This is a genomic window from Bacteroides sp. Marseille-P8574, from assembly GCF_902825465.1.
GTDB lineage: Bacteria > Bacteroidota > Bacteroidia > Bacteroidales > Bacteroidaceae > Bacteroides > Bacteroides uniformis.
This window is the reverse complement of the sequence record NZ_CADEBE010000001.1, coordinates 818,018-837,468: the sequence shown is the minus strand read 5'-3', so window position 1 is coordinate 837,468 and position 19,451 is coordinate 818,018. Positions and strand designations below refer to the sequence as shown.

Sequence of the window (19,451 nt, the reverse complement as noted above, 5' to 3'; positions counted from 1 at the left end):
TCTCTCACTTGATTTTATGAATGGCGCAATAAGCCACCGGCAGCACGAATAGCGTCAATACCGAGGCCACCAGCAAACCACCCATGATGGTTGCCGCCATGCCGCCGAACATGGCATCGAACAATAACGGCAACATTCCCAGGATAGTGGTACCCGATGCCATGGCCACCGGGACAATACGGGTGGTCGTTGCACCGATAACGGCTTCACGCGGTGCTTTTCCGGCAGCGGTTTCCGTATCAATCTGGTCCACCAGCACGATGGCATTCTTGATATTCATTCCAATCAGCCCCAGCAAGCCGAGGATGGAGAAAAAGTCAAATGATTTCCCCAATACCACCAGTCCCAGTACAATACCTATAAAGATAAGCGGCAGCATCAGCAGGATAACAATCGGCTTCCGGTAGCTGCGGAACAGAAACAGCAAGGTGACGAACATAAGGAAGAATGTCAACGGCAGGTTGGCTGCCAGTGCGGCATTGCTTTCTGCCTGGCTTTCCTGCTCTCCGAAGTATTTCATGGTGTAACCTTCGGGTACTTCAATCTCCTCTTGCACTTGCTTCCATATGCGGTTGAAGGCGGCAATGGCATTCACACCGCGGCGTGGGTCGGCCTGTGCCATCATCACCATCTGCCGGTTGTAGTCTTTCACATTGGAGAACTTGTACTGGAAGTCGAACCGACTGATGACTTGTTCCAGAGTGGTTGTTTCGCGTGCAGTGCCGAATACGGGGAGTGTACGCAAGTCGTTGATGCGGAAAGAGTCGATGGTTTTATCCTTCAACAGAACGGGAAGTACCTGGTCTCCTTCCCTGTATTCTCCAAGTGCCATGCCGTTCGTACCGATCTGGATACTCTGTGCCATGCTTTGCCGGGAGATACCCAACGGTTGTGCGCGCTCCTGACTGTAAACGGGATGCCATACCGGTATCTTATTGCCCCAGGAGTTGCGCACGTTGATAAGTTCACCGTCACGGTGCATAATGTCCAGAGCCTTGTTGGTCAGCATGACCAGCGTATCTGTATTATTGCCGATGAACCCGATTTCGATGGCTGCATCTACGGCAGGAGAGAGCTTGAACAACATGGTACGGGTGATGGCATTGGGATAGTTGGCCTTCATGTAGGCATCGAGGTTCTCTTCCTGCTCCTTGGTATATTTGCTGTCCGTTACTTCTACCAGGATATTGGCGAAGTTCGGTTTGGGGCCGACGGAAGTGGAGGCCAGATAGTAACGCAACGGCGTGCTGCCGAATGTGACGGATACCCGTTTCACTTCCGGCTGCTGCATCAGATGCGCTTCCACCTTTTTCATTTCGGTTTCTACTTCACGGATGCTGTACCCGTCCGGATAGAATACATCTGCCCGAAAGTAGGGTTTGTCCAAAGAAGGGAAGAAGTTCTGGGGCATCAGTCCCATGACGATAAGGGAGAGGATGAACAGTGCTGTAATGCTTCCAAGGGTCAACGCCTTCTTGCGTATCAGTGTGCCGAGGATGAAGGCGAATTTATGGTAGAAAGGCTTGTCGTATGGGTCCTTACCACCATCTTTAGCCTTTGCTTTCAGTATGAAGTTGCCGAATGTAGTGGTTTGTGTCAACGCCAGCACCCAACTTAATCCCAAGGAAATGGCCAGCACTACGAATAGTGGTTTCACGATTTCGGCTACAGAAGAGGGAGCCAGATACAGTGGCAGGAACGAACAGATGGCAATGAACGTTGCTCCCAGTAATCCCCATTGGGGACCGGTGGCACCGTCTATCAGCGCTTTCCGGCGGTCGATGCCGCGGGCAATGGCAATCTGGGCATTATCTGTCACCACGATGGCATTGTCCACCAGCATTCCCATGGCTATGATGAATCCGGCGAGGGAGGTCCGGTTCAGACCTACGCCAAGAAACGACATAATGAGCAGTGTGCCTCCGATAGAGAATATAAGGGAAGAGCCAATCAGTACTCCTGCACGCATGCCCATCACCAGCATGATGATTACAATCACAATCAGGATGGATTCTATCAGATTGATGATGAACCCGTTGTTGGCTTCTTGGGCAATCACGTTTTCGGGATACAGACTTTCCAGTTCCAGTCCCACGGGGATGAGGGGCATGAGTTCGGTAAGCCTCCGGTCTACCAGTTCACCGGTTTTTACCACATCCTTTGTAGGGTCGGTGGAGATGCCGATACCGATGGCGCGCTTTCCGTTGACGTGCATGATATTGCCGGGAGGTTCCATGTATCCCTTTTCAATGATGGCGATGTCGCCCAGCTTGACTTGTCCGCCGGAGGTAGTGATAACCTGGTTGCGGATATCATCGACAGTCGTGTAGGTACCGTTGGCCACGATGCGTAACTGTTGTTCTGCAGCACTGATTTCACCCGTATTGATAATCTGGTTCTGCGATTGCAGCAGGCTGGCCAGTTGCTTGGGGTCGATACCCATTCCTGCCAGCTTGTTTACGGAGATGAATATATGGATGACCTCTGTCTGTGTACCGAAAAGGGCTACCTTCATCACACCGTCTGCCGTGATGACTTGTGTCTTGATTCGTTCCGCCCAGTTTCTCATTTCTTCATAAGAGAAACCGTCGTCACCCACCAGGCCGTAATAGATGCCGAAAACGTCTCCAAAATCATCCGAGACGGTCGGCACAGAAGAGCCTGTGGGCAGTTGGGGCTGTATGTTGAGCACTTTGCGCCGCAGTTCGTCCCACTTCTGCGGAATGGATGCGGCAGAGAGTGACGGTTGCAGTTCGAAGGTTATCTTGGAGAGTCCGTACATAGACTCTGACTTTATCTTGTAGACGCCGCTCATCGACTGTATTTCTCGGGAGATGGGTTCGGTGACGAGCCGTTCCACTTCTGCCGGCTCCGCTCCCGGGTAGCGTGTCATGATGACTGCCGACTTGATGACGAAAGGTGCGTCTTCCTTCTTTCCCAACCTGCCGAATGACAGTATGCCGCCGATAAGCAGCACAGCCAGAAAGAAGTAGACTATCTTCGTGTTGTCTAATGAATATTTGGCTAGATTCATGTTGTTTAATTATCAATTTTTACCTTTTCTCCTTCTGTCAGCTGGTATACTCCGGCCGTCACAACGGTTTCTCCCGGTTCCAGCCCTTTAGAGATAAGCAGGTTTGCCTCTCCCGTTGGAGAATAAACGCTCACTTCGCGACGGCTGACTTTATTACCTTCCACCACCCATACATACGTTTTCTGGTTTTCACTGTTACCGAATACGGCACTTAACGGTACATTCATCAGCTTTTCTTCCAGGAAGGGAGTGACATCCGATGCCAGCTTTATTTTGCATGTGAATCCCGGTTTTACGTCATAACGTGCACGGTCAAAGTGCGGGTCGTCAATTGTTATTGTCACCGGAATACCCGTTCCTGCTGTGGAGATGTCAAGATACTCTTCCATTCTGGCATCGAAAGCCTCTGCGGGGTAGCTATCGAACACCACCTTGAACTTTACGTCCTTGGCACGGAGCAGATAGAGATAATCATCCGGTACGGTGAACTTGACTCGTAGTTTCTGTGTATTTACCAGTAGTACAACCCCTTCTCCCGCATTGACACGCTGATAGTTCTCTACCAGCCGTTTTTCGATGGAACCTTCGAAAGGGGCTGTCAGCCGCGTATCCCGCATATTGTTGCCGGACAACTCATAAGCGGATTTTGCTTTCTGATAGTTGGCTACGCTGATTTCGTATTCCTGCACAGAGATAGCCTGGCGGCCAAGCAGCCGTTTATTACGTTCCACTTGTGCGGCAGCTGTTTCGTAGGCAGCTTTGTCGGCTGCATATTGCAGGGAGATGTCGCGTGGGTCGATGGCGGCAATCAGTTGCCCCTTCTTTACCCGCTGTCCCTCTACAACCGGGAGACTGATGATTTGTCCGCTGACGCGGAAGGCAAGTCTCACATATTCCACGGCTTCCACCATTCCGGAGAAGTCTTTGCGGATAACCGACTGTGAACTGACTTGCGAAGTCTTCACCGGTCGGATAAGGGTATTGTTACCCTTTTGTTTTTGCCCGCACGACGTGATGAGCAACGCCATGACCAGGGCGAAAAGAAACATTTTTTTCATTGGTAAACAAGTATATAGTTATTCGTTCAGGTATATATAAAAACATAAAACCGGGAAAACAACCAAATGTTCTCCCGGTTATAGGATAAATGATGATTTAATGTGCCAATATGGTTAATTACATGAGCACATTAATTTTTAATTCCGTCCCCCGTTCCAGCGTATATGGGTGTCCGTAGACTTGTATGTCCACTTTGCTGCCTGCTGTAAGCGAGATTTCGATTTCTTTTCCTACCCGTATGTGAAGTGTGTTTTTCAGATAATTCACCTTGAATGAATAGCTGTCCCATTTTTGCGGTATGACGGGGGAGAAACACAATGTCTCCTTCAGCACCTGCATACCTGCAAATCCGCGTACAATGGCCAGCCAGCTGCCGGGCATACTGGTTATGTGCAGACCTTGGTCCGCTTCGTTGTTGTAGTCGTCCAGGTCAAGCCGCGTGGCATGCAGGAAAAGCTGGTAAGCTTTTTCCACTTTGCCGATGCGTGCAGCCAGGATGGAATGGATGTGGGGAGAAAGGGAGGATTCGTGTACGGTCATCGGCTCATAGAACTCGAAATTGCGGCGGACGGTTTCCGTGTCGAAATAGAAATAATAAAGGTAAAGTCCGAGCAACACGTCGCTTTGCTTGATGTAGCAAGAGCGCAGAATGCGGTCCCATGACCAATGTTGGTTGATGGGGCGTTCTTCGGCAGGAATGTTATCTGTACTTTCCAGTACTTTATCCATATAGCCGTCATTCTGGATAAAAATTCCCCGTTCCTTGTCTTCCGGCAGATACATGTGTTCGATGATGTCTCTCCACCGGGCGCTTTCCTTTACTTGGTCGAGATTGGTGATGCGGCGTATGCGGGCATATTCGTCCGGATATTGCTGTGCTATCATTTCCAGAAAACGGAGGGTCATCTTGAGGCATTGTATGCAGGAATAGTTGGTGTACCAGTTGTTGTCCACATTGTTTTCGTATTCATCCGGGCCGGTAACTCCCAGTATGACATATTTCTGTTTGGGTTGGGAGAAGGATACCCGTTGGCTCCAGAAGCGGCTGACGGCAATCATAACTTCCAGGCCATATTGGGCGATATAGTCCATATTACCCGTCAGTACTGCATGCTGAACGATGGCATAAACAATGATATTGTTGCGATGGATTTCCTCGAAGGTTATTTCCCATTCGCTGTGGCATTCCTCTCCGTTGTTGGTTACCTGCGGAAACAACGCTGCACCGTCCTTGAAACCCAGTTTGCGGGCGTTTTCTATGGCCTTGGGAAGCTGGTTGTGCCGGTATGCCAGCAAGTTCTTTGCAATCTCTTTGGGAGTGGAGAGCAGAAAAAACGGTACACAACACAATTCCGTGTTCCAATAGGTATTGCCGCCATATTTTTCTCCGGTGAATCCTTTGGGGCCGATGTTCAGGCGCGGGTCATCTCCCCGGTAAGTCTGATACAGCTGGAATATGTTGTACCGGATACCTTGCTGTGCTTCCGGGTCCCCTTCGATGACGACATCCGTTTCGTCCCAGATTTCCTGCCAGGCCCTTCGATGCTCTTCTACCAGCGTATTCCAGCCTATGTTCTTGGCTTCGCGTGCCTCGGTCATGGAGTGCTCCACCAATTCACTCCGTTCGTGGTAAAGAGAAGAAGCGATGGCGGTGTATTTGATGAGTGTCACGTTGTCTCCGGGTTTTACGTCGGCACCTACGCTGAAACCGGTCTGCTTTTCCTTTTCTATCCGTATGGGATTGGCAGTGGTTTCCTTGTTGTTTTTGAAGAATTGGTAAGTCATGGCGTAGCACACTTGTGCATCTTCCCGGCGGGTCTGTGTCCAGAGGTAGGCACAGTCGCTGGTAGAACCGGAACGCAGGATGTTCCATATTTTCAGGTTCGGCAGGTCGGCATCGTCCACGATATTCCCGTCAAGGATGGGCACGAGTGAGATTCTACCGGTATAGTTGATGGAGGACACACTGTACTTGATGAGACAGAGGTTGGGTCTTGCCATATCCGTGATGTGCTCTATATGGATGCGGAGCTGGTTTCCCCGGGGAGAGGTCACCTCCATGTCCCGGTAGGAGATACCCTCTTTCATGTCGAGGCGGCGGTTGAAGCTGTCGACATCCCAGCCTGCCAAATCGAGTTCCTCATCGATGAGGCGCAGGTTGATACGGCTCCAGTCGGCAGCCTTGGGTATGCGGGTGTAATATGAGGGAAATCCGTTCTTCCACCATCCTACGCGGGTTTTGTCCAGGAAAGTGATGCCGGCCACAAATGAACCACGGTAACTGTCACTGCTGTAAGGCTCCTCAAAATACCCCCGTTGCCCGAAACGTCCGTTTCCGAGACTGAATATACTTTCCGACATCCGTTGACGGTCGGGGTGGAATTGGTCTTCGATGATATTCCATTCATCGGTCTTGAGGTATTTCTTCATGACGACGTGTTTTCTGTAGTTATCGCCGTAAAGTTAAGCAATATGCGGAAATAAAGAAGAAAAGTAAGGACAAAAATAAAGAAAGGCAAGGAAAGACATCAAAAAGACACCGGGAAAGTATCGTTCCTTGGTACCGAACGATGCTTTCCCCGGTGTCAGGTGGAATGTTGCCCGGTGTCGGTCAATATTTCCGTCTCAGAGTACTTCGGGGGTGATTCTTAGTTTGCTTTCTCTCCTTTGGTCTCTTTGATTAAATATACACAGAAAGCACCGATTATCAGCATGACTCCTGCTAACACAAGCATATTGATTTCAGGAGGCAGTCCTCCTTTGGGAGTAAACAAGGCAAGGATGATGCCGCCCAAAGCTGCCGCAATAATCTGCGGAATACAGATGGTACCATTGAAAAGACCTAAGTAGGTACCCATATGTCCTCCGCTCAGTGCATTGGTCAAGATGGTGAACGGCAGTGCCAGCATGGCAGCCCATGCACAACCTATCAGCAGGAAGGAAATGAACAACATATACGGATTGTGCATAAAGTAGGTGGAAATGAAACCTATACCTCCCAGAACAAGGCTGAGTGAGTAGACGCAGCGGCGGTCCTTGAACATCGGTATGCAGATGGCCCAAAGCACAGAGCCGATGGCTTGCACGGCAAACAGTACGCCTACCCAGTCGGCGGCATTCTGATATTGCAGGCTCTTGGTGTCGAGTACTATTTTGGTCACACCATCTACCAGGTGCTCTACTGTAGGAGCGTCGAAAGCATTGGCAGCGATGCTGCCGTTGGTATAAGTCCACATGAACATAAAGGCAAACCAGCAGAAGAACTGTACCAGTCCGATAGTCCAGAATGCTTTCGGAGCGTTGATGAGCAGCTTCAGCATGTTGGTCTTTTCATGTTCCTCTTCTTCGGTGATGCCGTGATACTCTGCATATTCGGCAGGCGGCATCTCTTTTACTTTGATCGAAGTGTAGATGACGCAGAAGATAAGGATGGCCGCTCCGATGTAGAATGAGTAAATAACCGAGGCGGGGATTACTCCTTGGGGAGCTGTATTGCTGATGCCAATCCATGCAAAGATGAACGGGAAGAGATAACCCACCAGGCTACCTGCATTGCATAGAAAACTCTGGATGGAGTAGGCGAGTCCTTTTTGTTTCTCATTCACCATGTCGCCCACCATCATTTTGAAGGGCTGCATGGCCATATTGATGGAGGTATCAAGGAACATCAGCGATACCAGACCGAAAATCATGGCTGTACTTACTGCCATGCCGAAGCTTCCGGCATTGGGTAGCAGGCACATGACGAGTACGGCCACCAACGAACCTATAAACAGATAAGGAATGCGCCGTCCGAAGCGTGTCCAGGTCTTGTCACTGGCGGCTCCCACAATGGGTTGTACAATGATACCTGCCAACGGCGGCAGGATCCAGAAATAACTCAAATTATGCGGGTCTGCACCCAAAGTGGAAAAGATACGGCTGATGTTTGCACTCTGCAAAGCATATGCAATCTGCACGCCGAAAAAACCAAAGCTGATGTTCCACAGCTTCCAGAAACTTAAATCGGGTTTTACTTTCATGATGGTTCAATATGTTTTATTATTTCGTTGTTCCTCTTATCACCAGATTGGTACGTACTATCTTGTTGTTGCTTTTCTCTTCTCCCTCCAGCTTTCCGATTAGAATGCTGAAAGCGCTTTTACCTACTTCCTCGCCATGTTGCTCCACAGTAGTCAGCTTCGGGTCGGTGCTTTGGGCAATGGCTCCGTCGGTGAATCCGCAGATGGATACTTCATCGGGAACTTTTATGCCGACCAGTTTGCAGGCATACAGTATGCCTGAAGCTGTCTCGTCGTTGATGGCGAAGAAACCGTCAGGGCGGTTTTCGCTTTCCAATAGGTCGGGAGTGATGGAGATGGCGCGTTCACGGGTGTCGCACAACAGAATCATGCTGTCATCCACTGGAATTTTATACTTCTTCATGGCATCCAGGTAGCCGTTCCGGCGATTCTTGGTAATCTCCAGGTGGGGAGCCGCACTATAGAAAAGAATACGCTTGCATCCGGTCTGTATCATGTATTCCACGGCCGCAAAGGAGCCGGCATAGTCGTCCACCACCACTCGCTCGGTTTTCAACCCCGTACATATACGGTCGTAAAAGACGATGGGAATGTCGTTGTTCAGCAGCTCCTGATAATGGTCGTATTTGGAAGTATCCTTGGCAAGTGAAGCGATGACTCCGCAGACACGGGCGGCAAGGAAAGAATGCACAATCTTCACTTCCTGCTCGTACGATTCGCTGCTCTGCGCCACTATGATATTATATCCGGCATCCGCCGCTGCTTTCTCAATTCCACTCAATACGCAGGAAAAGAAGTGGTGTACCAGTTGGGGAACAATGACGCCGATGGTATTGCTGCGGCTTGCGCGGAGGTTTACAGCCAGTACATTGGGCTTATAGCTATGTTCGCGCGCATAGGCATGGACAAGATCACGAGTTTCCTTGCTGATGTCCGGATTGTCTTTCAGCGCTCTTGACACGGTAGAAGGGGAGACATTCAGCGCCCGGGCAATATCCTTGATGGTAATCTGCGGTTTATTCATGGTATAGTTTTGAGGACAAAGATAAGGTAAACTTCCCTAATCCGATTGCAAAAATAACGTAATATGGTAAATTGGGCTTATTCGTTGAGGTTTATCGGGTTGTAAGTTTGTGCAAACGATTGCAGACACCCGTATTTTGACAAATAGAGGTGATATATAGTTCTATATTCCCTAAATGCTTATATTTGCAGTATGCAATTAATGATGATAACGCCATGAAACACATGAAGTTCTTGACTTTCTTTTTTTGTATTGCCTTTGCCGTATTTGCATGCAGCAGCAATAATGAGACAGACCCCAACGCCGGTGGACTTCCCGATAAGGAGGAACCTCTGGTTACGGACTTTGCTAAAGGTGCCGACATCAGTTGGGTGACGGAGATGGAACATAAGGGTATGAAATTTTACAATACCTCCGGTGTGGAGACCGATTGTTTCCAGCTGATGAAGGATTTGGGCCTGAATGCGGTTCGACTCAGAGTATGGGTCGACCCCAAAGAACACGATAACTGGTGCAATATGGCCGATTTGGTGACGAAAGCCAAACGTGCCGCAGAGCTGGGCATGGACGTAATGGTAGACTTCCATTACAGTGACTGGTGGGCCGACCCTGGACAGCAGCATAAGCCTGCTGCATGGAAAGGACTGAACTTGGCCGACTTGAAGAAAGCCATCGCCGACCATACTGCCGATGTACTTAATGCGCTGAAAGCGGCAGGAGTTACTCCCAAGTGGGTTCAGGTAGGTAATGAAATCCGTCCGGGGATGCTTTGGGATGAAGATGCTGCGTTGAGCGGTGCGTCCTATGATGTGAGGGAATGTGATGTAAAGGGTTCCAACAGCACTTCCGAGAAAGTGAAATACCGTGAGAACTTTGCCAACCTGGCTGCTTTTATCAATGTAGGATACGATGCGGTAAAGTCCGTCTTCGACGATGCCATTGTCATCGTCCATCTGGACAATGGATATGACAACGAATTGTATACCTGGTTCTTTAATGAACTGAAAACCAATGGCGGTAAGTGGGATATGATAGGCATGTCGCTCTATCCTTACTGGACGATGCTCGAGCACAAGGAATATACAGTTGATAGAACTATTACCGAGTGCATTGCCAATATTAATAGTGTAGCCCGGAAATACAACTGTGACGTGATGGTGGTGGAAACCGGCATGGAGTGTGCCGACGACAAAGGGAATCTGGCAAGTGCTTCCGTGCTGGCAGAAGGGAAACGCCAACTGGCCCGTGTCCTGAAAGAGTGCAAGGAGAATACCGGCGGACGTTGCAAGGGCGTGTTCTACTGGGAACCGGAATGCAGGCCGAACCAATATCGGCTGGGGGCATTCACTGAAGATGGTCGCCCCACTGTGATAATGGATGCTTTTAAATAATTATATTAACAAAATCTTTTAAAGAAGAATGAGAAAGACAATACTTATCTTTTCCTGCTGCGCCAGTTTTGCCTTGGCGGCAATGGCGCAGCGTACAGAAGCATTGTTGGAAAAGAACTGGAAGTTCACCAAGGGAGATGTTCCCGAAGCAACACAAACAAATTTCGACGACAGTAAGTGGGAAACAGTGACCATTCCTCATGATTGGGCCATCTTTGGTCCGTTCGACCGCAACAACGATTTGCAGGAGGTAGCGGTTACGCAAGACCTTGAAAAGCAAGCTTCCGTAAAGACCGGGCGTACCGGAGGGTTGCCTTATGTGGGTGTCGGTTGGTATCGTACGGCTTTTGATGCTCCTGCCGACAAGCAGGTCACTCTGGTTTTCGACGGTGCTATGAGTGAGGCTCGGGTCTATGTCAATGGGAAAGAAGCTTGTTTCTGGCCTTTCGGATATAACTCTTTTCATTGCGATGTTACCGGTTTGCTGAATGCCGACGGTAAAGACAATGTGCTGGCTGTCCGTCTGGAAAACAGACCCCAGTCCTCCCGTTGGTATCCGGGGGCGGGATTGTATCGCAATGTCCGCCTGGTTACTACGGAACGTGTCCATGTTCCGGTTTGGGGTACACAGCTCACCACACCGCATGTTTCTGCTGAATACGCTTCCGTGCGTCTGCGTACTACAATACGGAATGCCGGTGATGCGGATGTTCGTATTTCTACTGATATTATTGCGCCGGACGGTAAGATAGTATCCCGTAAGGATAATAGCCGGAAAATTAATCACGGACAGCCATTTGAGCAGAATTTTCTGATAAATGCTCCGTCTCTGTGGTCCCCTGAGACACCTTTTTATATAAGGCAGTATCTAAGATTTATGTAGATGGCAAACAGACTGACGAATATACCACGCGTTTTGGTATCCGCAGCATTGAGATTATAGCTGATAAGGGATTCTTCCTGAATGGTAAGCACCGTAAATTCCAGGGGGTATGCAATCACCACGATTTGGGCCCGTTGGGTGCGGCTGTCAATGTGGCTGCTCTTCGCCGTCAGTTGACATTATTGAAGGATATGGGATGTGATGCAGTCCGTACCTCCCACAATATGCCTGCCCCCGAATTGGTGGAACTCTGTGACGAGATGGGCTTCATGATGATGTTGGAACCTTTCGATGAATGGGATATTGCCAAATGTGAGAATGGATATCACCGCTATTTCAACGAATGGGCAGAAAAGGATATGATAAATATGCTGCATCAGTATCGGAACAATCCTTGTGTGGTAATGTGGAGTATAGGAAATGAGGTTCCTACCCAATGTAGTCCCGAGGGCTACAAAGTGGCTTCTTTCCTGCAGGATATTTGCCATCGCGAAGACCCTACACGCCCCGTTACTTGCGGTATGGACCAAGTGACGTGTGTGCTTGCCAACGGGTTTGCGGCAATGATTGATGTACCCGGCCTTAATTATCGGGCTCACCGCTATGTGGAGTCTTATGAGACTCTTCCACAGAATATTGTGCTCGGTTCGGAGACGGCTTCCACTGTAAGTTCCCGTGGTGTCTATAAATTTCCCGTACAGAAGGGAGCCAGTGTGATGTACGATGACCATCAGTGCTCCGGTTATGATGTGGAGTGTTGTTCCTGGTCGAATCTTCCCGATGAGGATTTTGCTTTGGCTGATGATTATGACTGGACAATCGGACAGTTCGTCTGGACAGGTTTTGATTATTTGGGTGAACCTTCTCCTTATAGTACGGATTCCTGGCCCAGCCACAGCTCCGTTTTCGGTATCATAGACTTGGCAAGTCTCCCCAAAGACCGTTTCTATCTGTACCGCAGCCTATGGAACAAGCAGGCAAATACCTTGCATGTCCTTCCGCACTGGACGTGGCCGGGCAGGGAAGGGGAGAATACTCCGGTTTTTGTTTACACCAGCTATCCCAGTGCCGAACTGTTCGTCAACGGAAAGAGTTATGGCAAACAGCGGAAACTTACTGCTGATGAAAGCCGTGCTTTGGAAGGTCAGGACTCCCTTGCTTTGCAGCGTCGCTATCGCTTGATGTGGATGGATGTTCCTTATGAACCGGGCGAAGTGAAAGTGGTAGCTTATGATGCTTCCGGTAAGCCTGCAGAAGAAAAGGTGATTCGTACCGCTGGCAAGCCCCATCATCTGGAGCTGGTTGCCGACCGCACCCGCTTGTCTGCCGATGGTAAGGACCTGGCATATATCACAGTCCGTGTCGTGGATAAGGACGGTAATCTTTGTCCGGCAGACAGCCGCATGGTAAGCTTCTCGGTGAAGGGTGCTGGAAAATATCGCGCTGCTGCCAATGGAGATGCTACCAGCCTCGATTTGTTCCATTTGCCCAAGATGCCGGCTTTCAGCGGTCAGCTGACGGCTATTGTGCAGAGTGGCGAGCAAGCCGGTGAGATTGTGTTTGAGGCAAGGGCTAAAGGATTGAAGTCCGGAAAGCTGGTACTTTATACTTCAGAGAAATAAATAGCACTATTTGCTTCCACTCTACCACACCTGCTCTGTAACCCTTTGTTCATCGGTGTTTGAGGTGCGGTGGAAGCAACAGAAAAAGGTGGAAGCAAAATTTGCTTCCACCTCTGTTTTTAGGGCTGATATGATGTTAACTTATTGAAAAGCTTTGTGTTTCTTTTGTTTTGTCTTGATGTTGTGTAGTGCTTAACGGTCGTAAAGCGATTTGTTGACGGCCGTAAAGCGATCTGCCAACGGCCATCAACAAATCGCCTAACGGTCGTTAGGCGGTGAAAATATCTGTAGTTCAGTAGAATAATCATATATGTTATGTGCAAGAATGCTACATGTGTAGTGGAAAGAAACGCTGTATTATGATATATCAAGTGATTTCCCTATCTTGTGCAACCGCATGCAATCGTTTGCACTGTTCGTTTCTCACATTTTGCTCTTTCTTTATACTTTACTAAATTAATAAAGCATATTTTTGTTGCGTCATGCTTTAGGTACTTGAAAGACGTTAGAAAACAAAAGTACGAAAATTATTTTTCGAATAATATATATAGGTAATTAATATTGTTAACTTTAATTTATTAAATGCATGAAGCAAGTTAATCTTAGAATCTGTCAAACGATTCTTACCCTAATGTTGGGGTTGTTCTTGTCAATTGGCGCTTATGCACAGAACATTACCGTGAAAGGGCATGTGAAAGATGCCACGGGATTGGAAGTGATTGGTGCAAATGTCGTAGAAAAAGGTAATACTACGAATGGTACAATTACTGATTTAGATGGTAATTTTACGTTGACTGTTCCTAAAGGCACTACATTGACTGTATCTTTTATTGGTTATAAAACTCAGGATGTGGTGGTTGACTCTCCTACTATTATGGTAACACTGCAGGATGATGCAGAATTATTAAGTGAAGTTGTAGTTATTGGTTATGGTTCTGTTAAAAAGAATGACTTAACAGGTTCTGTAACTGCCATTAAAGCAGAAGAAATTAATCGTGGTGCGATTACTTCTCCTGACCAAATGTTGCAAGGTAAGGTTCCGGGGTTGTTAGTGACTCCCGCGTCTGGTGACCCTACGGGAGGTGCTACAATCCGCATTCGTGGTGCAGCTTCTTTGTATGCTAGCAATGACCCGCTGATTGTTATTGATGGTGTTCCTATTACTCCGGAAGGTGGTGCAGGTATGGCGAATCCATTGGCATCGGTAAATCCCAATGATATTGAATCTTACACCGTCTTGAAAGATGCATCAGCTACGGCAATTTATGGTTCACGTGCTTCCAATGGTGTAATTATTATTACTACTAAAAAAGGTAGTGGCGATAAAATGAAGATCAGTTATAATTCGAGTTATAGTTTGAAACAAAACACTTCTACATTGGATGTGATGACTGGAGACCAGTACCGTAATTATGTAAATGAAGTTTATGCAGGCACTGACCGTTTGGCTAATATACAATCCATGATGGGAACCGCTAATACAGATTGGCAGGACTTGATTTATCGTACAGCTTTTTCTACCGATCAGAATGTCAGCCTTTATGGTAGTGTGAAGGAGAAACTTCCATACCGTGTAAGCTTGGGATATACTTATGATGAAGCCACATTGAAAGTTGGTGATAACCAACGTGCCAACATGTCCATAAGCTTGACTCCGAAGTTCTTCCAGGATCATTTGTCTGTAAATCTTAATGCAAAAGGCATATATAATCGTGCCAATTATCCTAATTCAGGAGCTATTGGTGACGCTATTAGTTTTACCCCGACTGTTGCTCCTAAAATGGAAGATGGCAGCTATTTCAATTGGTATGCATCTGATGGTTCTGCTAATACAATGGCAAGTATTAATCCTTTGTCGCAGATATATGATCCTTACAATGTGAATGATACATGGCGTTCTATGGGAAATATGCAGTTGGATTATAAAATTCATGGTTTTGAGGATCTTCGTTTGAACTTGAATCTGGGATATGACTTTTCACGTACAACTGGTACCACTTACAATGAATTAGGCTCAATTCTTTCCAAAAGAGCTGGTGCAGCCGACTATTATAAAGAGTATGCCAATCAGAACTCCAATACACTTTTGGAATTTTACGGTAATTATAATAAGGAGTTTGGTATTCACCACTTGGATGTAATGGCAGGTTATTCTTGGCAGCATAATTATGTGAAGTATAATCAAACTGAGTATTATAATAATGACCGTTCTAAAGTTTATCTGCAAAAGCCGACTGATAGACGGGAGTATTACTTGCTTTCCTTCTTTGGGCGTATTAATTATTCTATTAATTCCAAATATTTGTTCACTTTCTCATTGCGCGATGATGCGTCTTCACGCTTTTCCAAAGATAATCGTTGGGGACTTTTCCCTTCTGCGGCTTTTGCATGGAATGTGGCAGAAGAAGGTTTCCTAAAAGACAATAATTTCTTCTCAAGTATGAAACTTCGTTTGGGGTGGGGTAAAACTGGGCAGCAAGATATAGGTATGGACCGTTGCTATGCTTATCAAGCAAAATATACCGAATCTTCCGCTCTGACTACTCAAATACCTTGGGGCAATGGATACATTTACACATTGGCATCAAATGCATATAATCCCAATATTAAGTGGGAGACTACTGAAACTTATAATGTTGGTTTAGACTTTGGAATTTTTGGTGGCCGTATTAATGGTAATATTGATGCTTATTTGCGTAAAACATATGATTTGCTGAATGATATCAATACTCCGATGGGCTCTAACTTCTCTAATAAAGTTATTTCCAATGTTGGTGATATGAAGAATATGGGATTAGAGTTTAACTTGAACTTCATTCCTATTGAAAAGAAGGATATGCGCTGGACTATTAATGTGAACGGAACTTGGCAGAAGACAGAGATTACAAAACTGACGAATACAGGCGGTGATGACTATCTGGGGGTTCAGGTTGGTGCAGGTATGAGTAGTATTGGTGGTTATACTTCTCTGTATCGTGTGGGGTATACTCCTTATACTTATTATCTGTTCCAGCAGGCTTATGATGAAAATGGAAAAGCCATTGAAAATACGTTAGTGGACCGTAACGGTGATGGACAGATTACAGAAGATGACCGTTATGTGACTGGTAAGAGTATTTTGCCGAAATTCTTCTTCGGTATCGGTTCTCAGTTCACTTATAAAAAATGGGACTTTGGTTTTAATGCTCACGGATCTTTAGGGGGGTATGCGCTGAATAAGGTTGCTAAGAATAATTCGACTTCATACTCGGACGACCATAGTAAAGGATATATCAATAACTTGTCTACTTATTGCTTGAAGACTGGATGGACTGAAGCCTTGACTGAGTACCAGCAAGTTTCAGATATGTTCCTGGAGAATGCTTCTTTCTTCCGTCTGGATGATATTAATGTAGGTTATACTTTTGATAAGTTTGCTCATTGGAATGGAAAAATCCGTGTAGGAGCTTCTGTACAAAATGTATTTACCATCACTAAATATAGTGGGCTTGATCCTGAGCTTACAGCAGCAGATGGTGTAGATAACAATTTGATTCCACGTCCTCGTCTCTACACCGTGCGTCTGAATATTAATTTCTAAACTAGAGAATGTACATGATTATGAAAAAGATTATATATAGCTTGGCAATTGTAGCGTCTATGTTGACGTTGAATGCTTGTATCGGAGATTTGGATACATTGCCGTTAAATGAAACGGATAAGACTGCTGGGCAGGCTTATCAAACATTGGAGGATTTTGAAAAAGGATTAGCATATATCTATGGTTCTTACTCTTTGGTTAGCCAGAATGATCCGGGTAGTTCTGACATAGCGGTAGAAGATGCCGGTCAGAGCGAATTGATACGCCAGTATGTTGTATTAAATGAGATGTCTTGTGATGTTCTGAAGTGTACATGGGGGGATAGTTATATTACTGATACACAGAATAACTCATGGACTTCTACTCCTAATGCTGCTACGATAGCGGTGTATACACGCTGCATGGTGACTGTGACCCGTGCCAATGAATTCTTGCTTCAAAGTAAAGGTTCTTCTGTAGAAGGAGTTGCCGGTCTTCGTGCAGAAGCGCGTTTTTTGCGTGCGTATGCCTATTATATGCTGATGGACTTGTATGGTAATCCTCCTTTTGCCCTTGAAGAAAATATTGGTGGAGAACTGCCTTCGCAGATAGGACGCACAGCCTTGTTCCAATGGATTGAAAGTGAATTATTGGATTTGGTTTCCGGTAGTGATATGCCGGCTGTTGGTACTGTTGGTTATCCACGTGTAACGAAAGGTACAGCCCAGGCTTTGTTGGCGCGTATGTATCTAAATGCTGAAGTATATACAGGCACAGCTCGTTGGGCAGATGCTCGTTCAGCGGCTGAGGCTACTATTGGTATGGGATACCAACTATGTAATAATTATGAAGAACTCTTTATGCAGGATAACAGTGAAAACGCTAATGCTCAAAAAGAGATGATTTTTGCAATTGGTTACGATCGTGATAGAACTCAGAGTTGGGGGGGGACAACACATTTGGTTTCCGGTAGTTTGGATGATGCCAATAGTGAAGCTATTGCAAAAGAACTGGGATATCCGGAAGGAAGCCATATCGCTCGTGAAAGATGGAACGGGTATCATGTCCCGAATGAATTTGTTGAATATTTTGAATTATCTGGCGTTGAGTGGGGTGGTTCTGGTATAGGATATGATAGAGCTGCCAGTGATAAACGTGCATTCTTCTCTAACATAGGTTGTGTAGAGGCATTTGATAAGTCAAAAGCAGAAACAGGATGGAGATGCTGGAAATTTTCAAGTCGTGACTCTCAAGGAAACATTTACTCAAGTGATAGCTATGAGAAGTTCTCTTCCATTGATTTCCCGATGATTCGTCTGGCTGAAATGTATCTGATTTATGCAGAGGCACAAGCTCGTCTGGATGGCGGAATAACAACAGATTCTAAAGCATTGGGATATGTTAAGGCTTTACGTGATCGTGCGGGAGTTTCTATGCCTTCGTCCATTGATTTGGATTTTATCTTGAAAGAGCGCGCTCGCGAACTGATGTTGGAAGGACATCGTCGTACAGACTTGATCCGTTATGGGTATTTTACTTCCATGTCATTCCCTTGGCCTTATAAGGGTGGTGTACCTGACGGAAGAACTGCTTTACCATCATATCGTACAATTTATCCGATTTTGAGTACCGATTTGACCGAGAATCCTAATTTGGTTCAGAATCCTGGTTATTAATACATCAATAAGAAACTGTAATGATAAAACTTTAGCAATATGAGACTATTTAAAAATATAATGCTGTTTGCAGCAGTTGCGACAGCTCTATTCACTTCGTGTGAAACGGATGTGGATACACCTCAAATCAGTACTCCTGAGAGCTTTGTTGCTCCTGTGATCGGGCAGTGCAGTGATGTAATTGTAAATGCTGATAATTCAGCGAATGAGAATGTGATTTTTACTTGGACAGCAGCGGATTTCGGGCTTCCGGTCCAGATTCTTTATTCTGTATACTTGACTTCCGGTGAGAACTCTGCTTTATTGGGAACTTCTTCTACAACTTCCTATGCAATATCTAAGGGAGACTTAAATGGAGTTGTTATAAATAGTTTGGGGGTTGCTGCTAATGAAACAGCCACTGTGTCTGCTTATGTAACAGCTAAAATGTACGGAACAGATAATTATGAGCCTATTGCTTCTGCTGTTTCCAATAATTTTAGTGTAACGACTTATTCTGCACCATTGACTTCCCTCTATTTATGTGGTGAGTTTAGTGGAAGTTGGGATATTAACAACGCTCCGATTTTCTGGGAAACAACTGGTGGTTCCAATACTTATGTCTGTATGGCAGACTTCTCGAAGACTGCGGCAGGAGATGATGCCACACGCTCTTTCTTTAAGGTTGTAGCGCAGCAGGCTTGGAGTGGAGACAATTGGGGATATAATGATTTGAAACCTTCTTGGAATTGTCCGGAACAGGCTGATGCTAACTTGTCGTTACCACTTTCTGAAGGTAATATTTTTGAGATAACTGTAAATAAGACTGTGATGACGATTGATAAGAAAGCTATTGGCAATAAATTAGGTCTGACAGGTGATTTCAATAATTGGGGTGAGGGTAATCCTGATGCAATCTTTACTTATGACTATTTAAGTAGCAGTTGGAAGACTGAGCCTATTGCATTGGAAGCTGGTAAATCCATAAAAGTGCGTGTTGATGGTGCTTGGACCACAAATTGGGGGGCAACTGGCACAATGAGTACTGCTGTTGCCGGTGGATATGAACTAGAAGCAGGAAAAGATAATATCAGTGTACCGGAAACTGGTACTTATATAGTTGTGTTCCACGGTAACCGTACTCCTTATGTACTGGAACTTGTGAAGCAATAATAAAGTTTTAATCTTCAAAAATAAAGAGA

General features: G+C 46.3%; 9 protein-coding genes and 1 pseudogene. 5 read left to right on the top strand and 5 right to left on the bottom strand.

Annotation, left to right across the window (positions count from 1 at the left end; all coding sequences use genetic code 11):
• Positions 1-4: 4 nt before the first annotated feature.
• The 5 genes from HUX74_RS03625 to HUX74_RS03605 all read right to left on the bottom strand — a co-directional run bounded on the left by HUX74_RS03625 (position 5) and on the right by HUX74_RS03605 (position 9,139).
• On the bottom strand, positions 5-3,034 hold the full coding sequence (locus HUX74_RS03625; RefSeq protein WP_174646228.1) for an efflux RND transporter permease subunit: 3,030 nt from the start codon (positions 3,032-3,034) through the stop codon (positions 5-7).
• A 5-nt stretch (positions 3,035-3,039) separates the two neighbouring features.
• Complete coding sequence (locus HUX74_RS03620) at positions 3,040-4,092, bottom strand: efflux RND transporter periplasmic adaptor subunit (RefSeq protein ID WP_174646227.1); 1,053 nt, start codon at positions 4,090-4,092, stop codon at positions 3,040-3,042.
• Between the two features lie 118 nt (positions 4,093-4,210).
• Positions 4,211-6,523 carry a family 65 glycosyl hydrolase domain-containing protein gene (locus HUX74_RS03615; protein ID WP_174646226.1) on the bottom strand — a complete coding sequence of 771 codons (2,313 nt, stop codon included), beginning with the start codon at positions 6,521-6,523 and terminating at the stop codon, positions 4,211-4,213.
• 218 nt (positions 6,524-6,741) lie between these two features.
• A complete protein-coding gene (locus HUX74_RS03610) occupies positions 6,742-8,115 on the bottom strand; it encodes an MFS transporter (protein WP_174646225.1) in 1,374 nt (457 codons plus the stop codon).
• Between the two features lie 19 nt (positions 8,116-8,134).
• Positions 8,135-9,139: a LacI family DNA-binding transcriptional regulator gene (locus tag HUX74_RS03605; RefSeq protein ID WP_117601172.1), complete on the bottom strand. Its 1,005-nt coding sequence runs from the start codon at positions 9,137-9,139 to the stop codon at positions 8,135-8,137.
• A gap of 215 nt (positions 9,140-9,354) precedes the next feature.
• Between HUX74_RS03605 and HUX74_RS03600 the strand changes: the two genes are divergently transcribed.
• From HUX74_RS03600 to HUX74_RS03580, 5 genes and pseudogenes are all read left to right on the top strand, one after another.
• The gene (locus HUX74_RS03600) at positions 9,355-10,530 is read left to right on the top strand and encodes a glycosyl hydrolase 53 family protein (RefSeq protein ID WP_174646224.1); all 1,176 of its coding nucleotides are present in this window, start codon (positions 9,355-9,357) and stop codon (positions 10,528-10,530) included.
• A 28-nt stretch (positions 10,531-10,558) separates the two neighbouring features.
• A pseudogene (locus HUX74_RS03595) lies at positions 10,559-13,035 on the top strand (glycoside hydrolase family 2 TIM barrel-domain containing protein).
• A gap of 586 nt (positions 13,036-13,621) precedes the next feature.
• Entirely contained in the window at positions 13,622-16,615 is a 2,994-nt protein-coding gene (locus HUX74_RS03590; RefSeq protein WP_174646223.1) for a TonB-dependent receptor, read from the top strand.
• 20 nt (positions 16,616-16,635) lie between these two features.
• The gene (locus tag HUX74_RS03585) at positions 16,636-18,270 is read left to right on the top strand and encodes a RagB/SusD family nutrient uptake outer membrane protein (RefSeq protein WP_174646222.1); all 1,635 of its coding nucleotides are present in this window, start codon (positions 16,636-16,638) and stop codon (positions 18,268-18,270) included.
• A 39-nt stretch (positions 18,271-18,309) separates the two neighbouring features.
• Positions 18,310-19,422: a SusE domain-containing protein gene (locus tag HUX74_RS03580; protein WP_117601176.1), complete on the top strand. Its 1,113-nt coding sequence runs from the start codon at positions 18,310-18,312 to the stop codon at positions 19,420-19,422.
• Positions 19,423-19,451 lie beyond the last annotated feature (29 nt).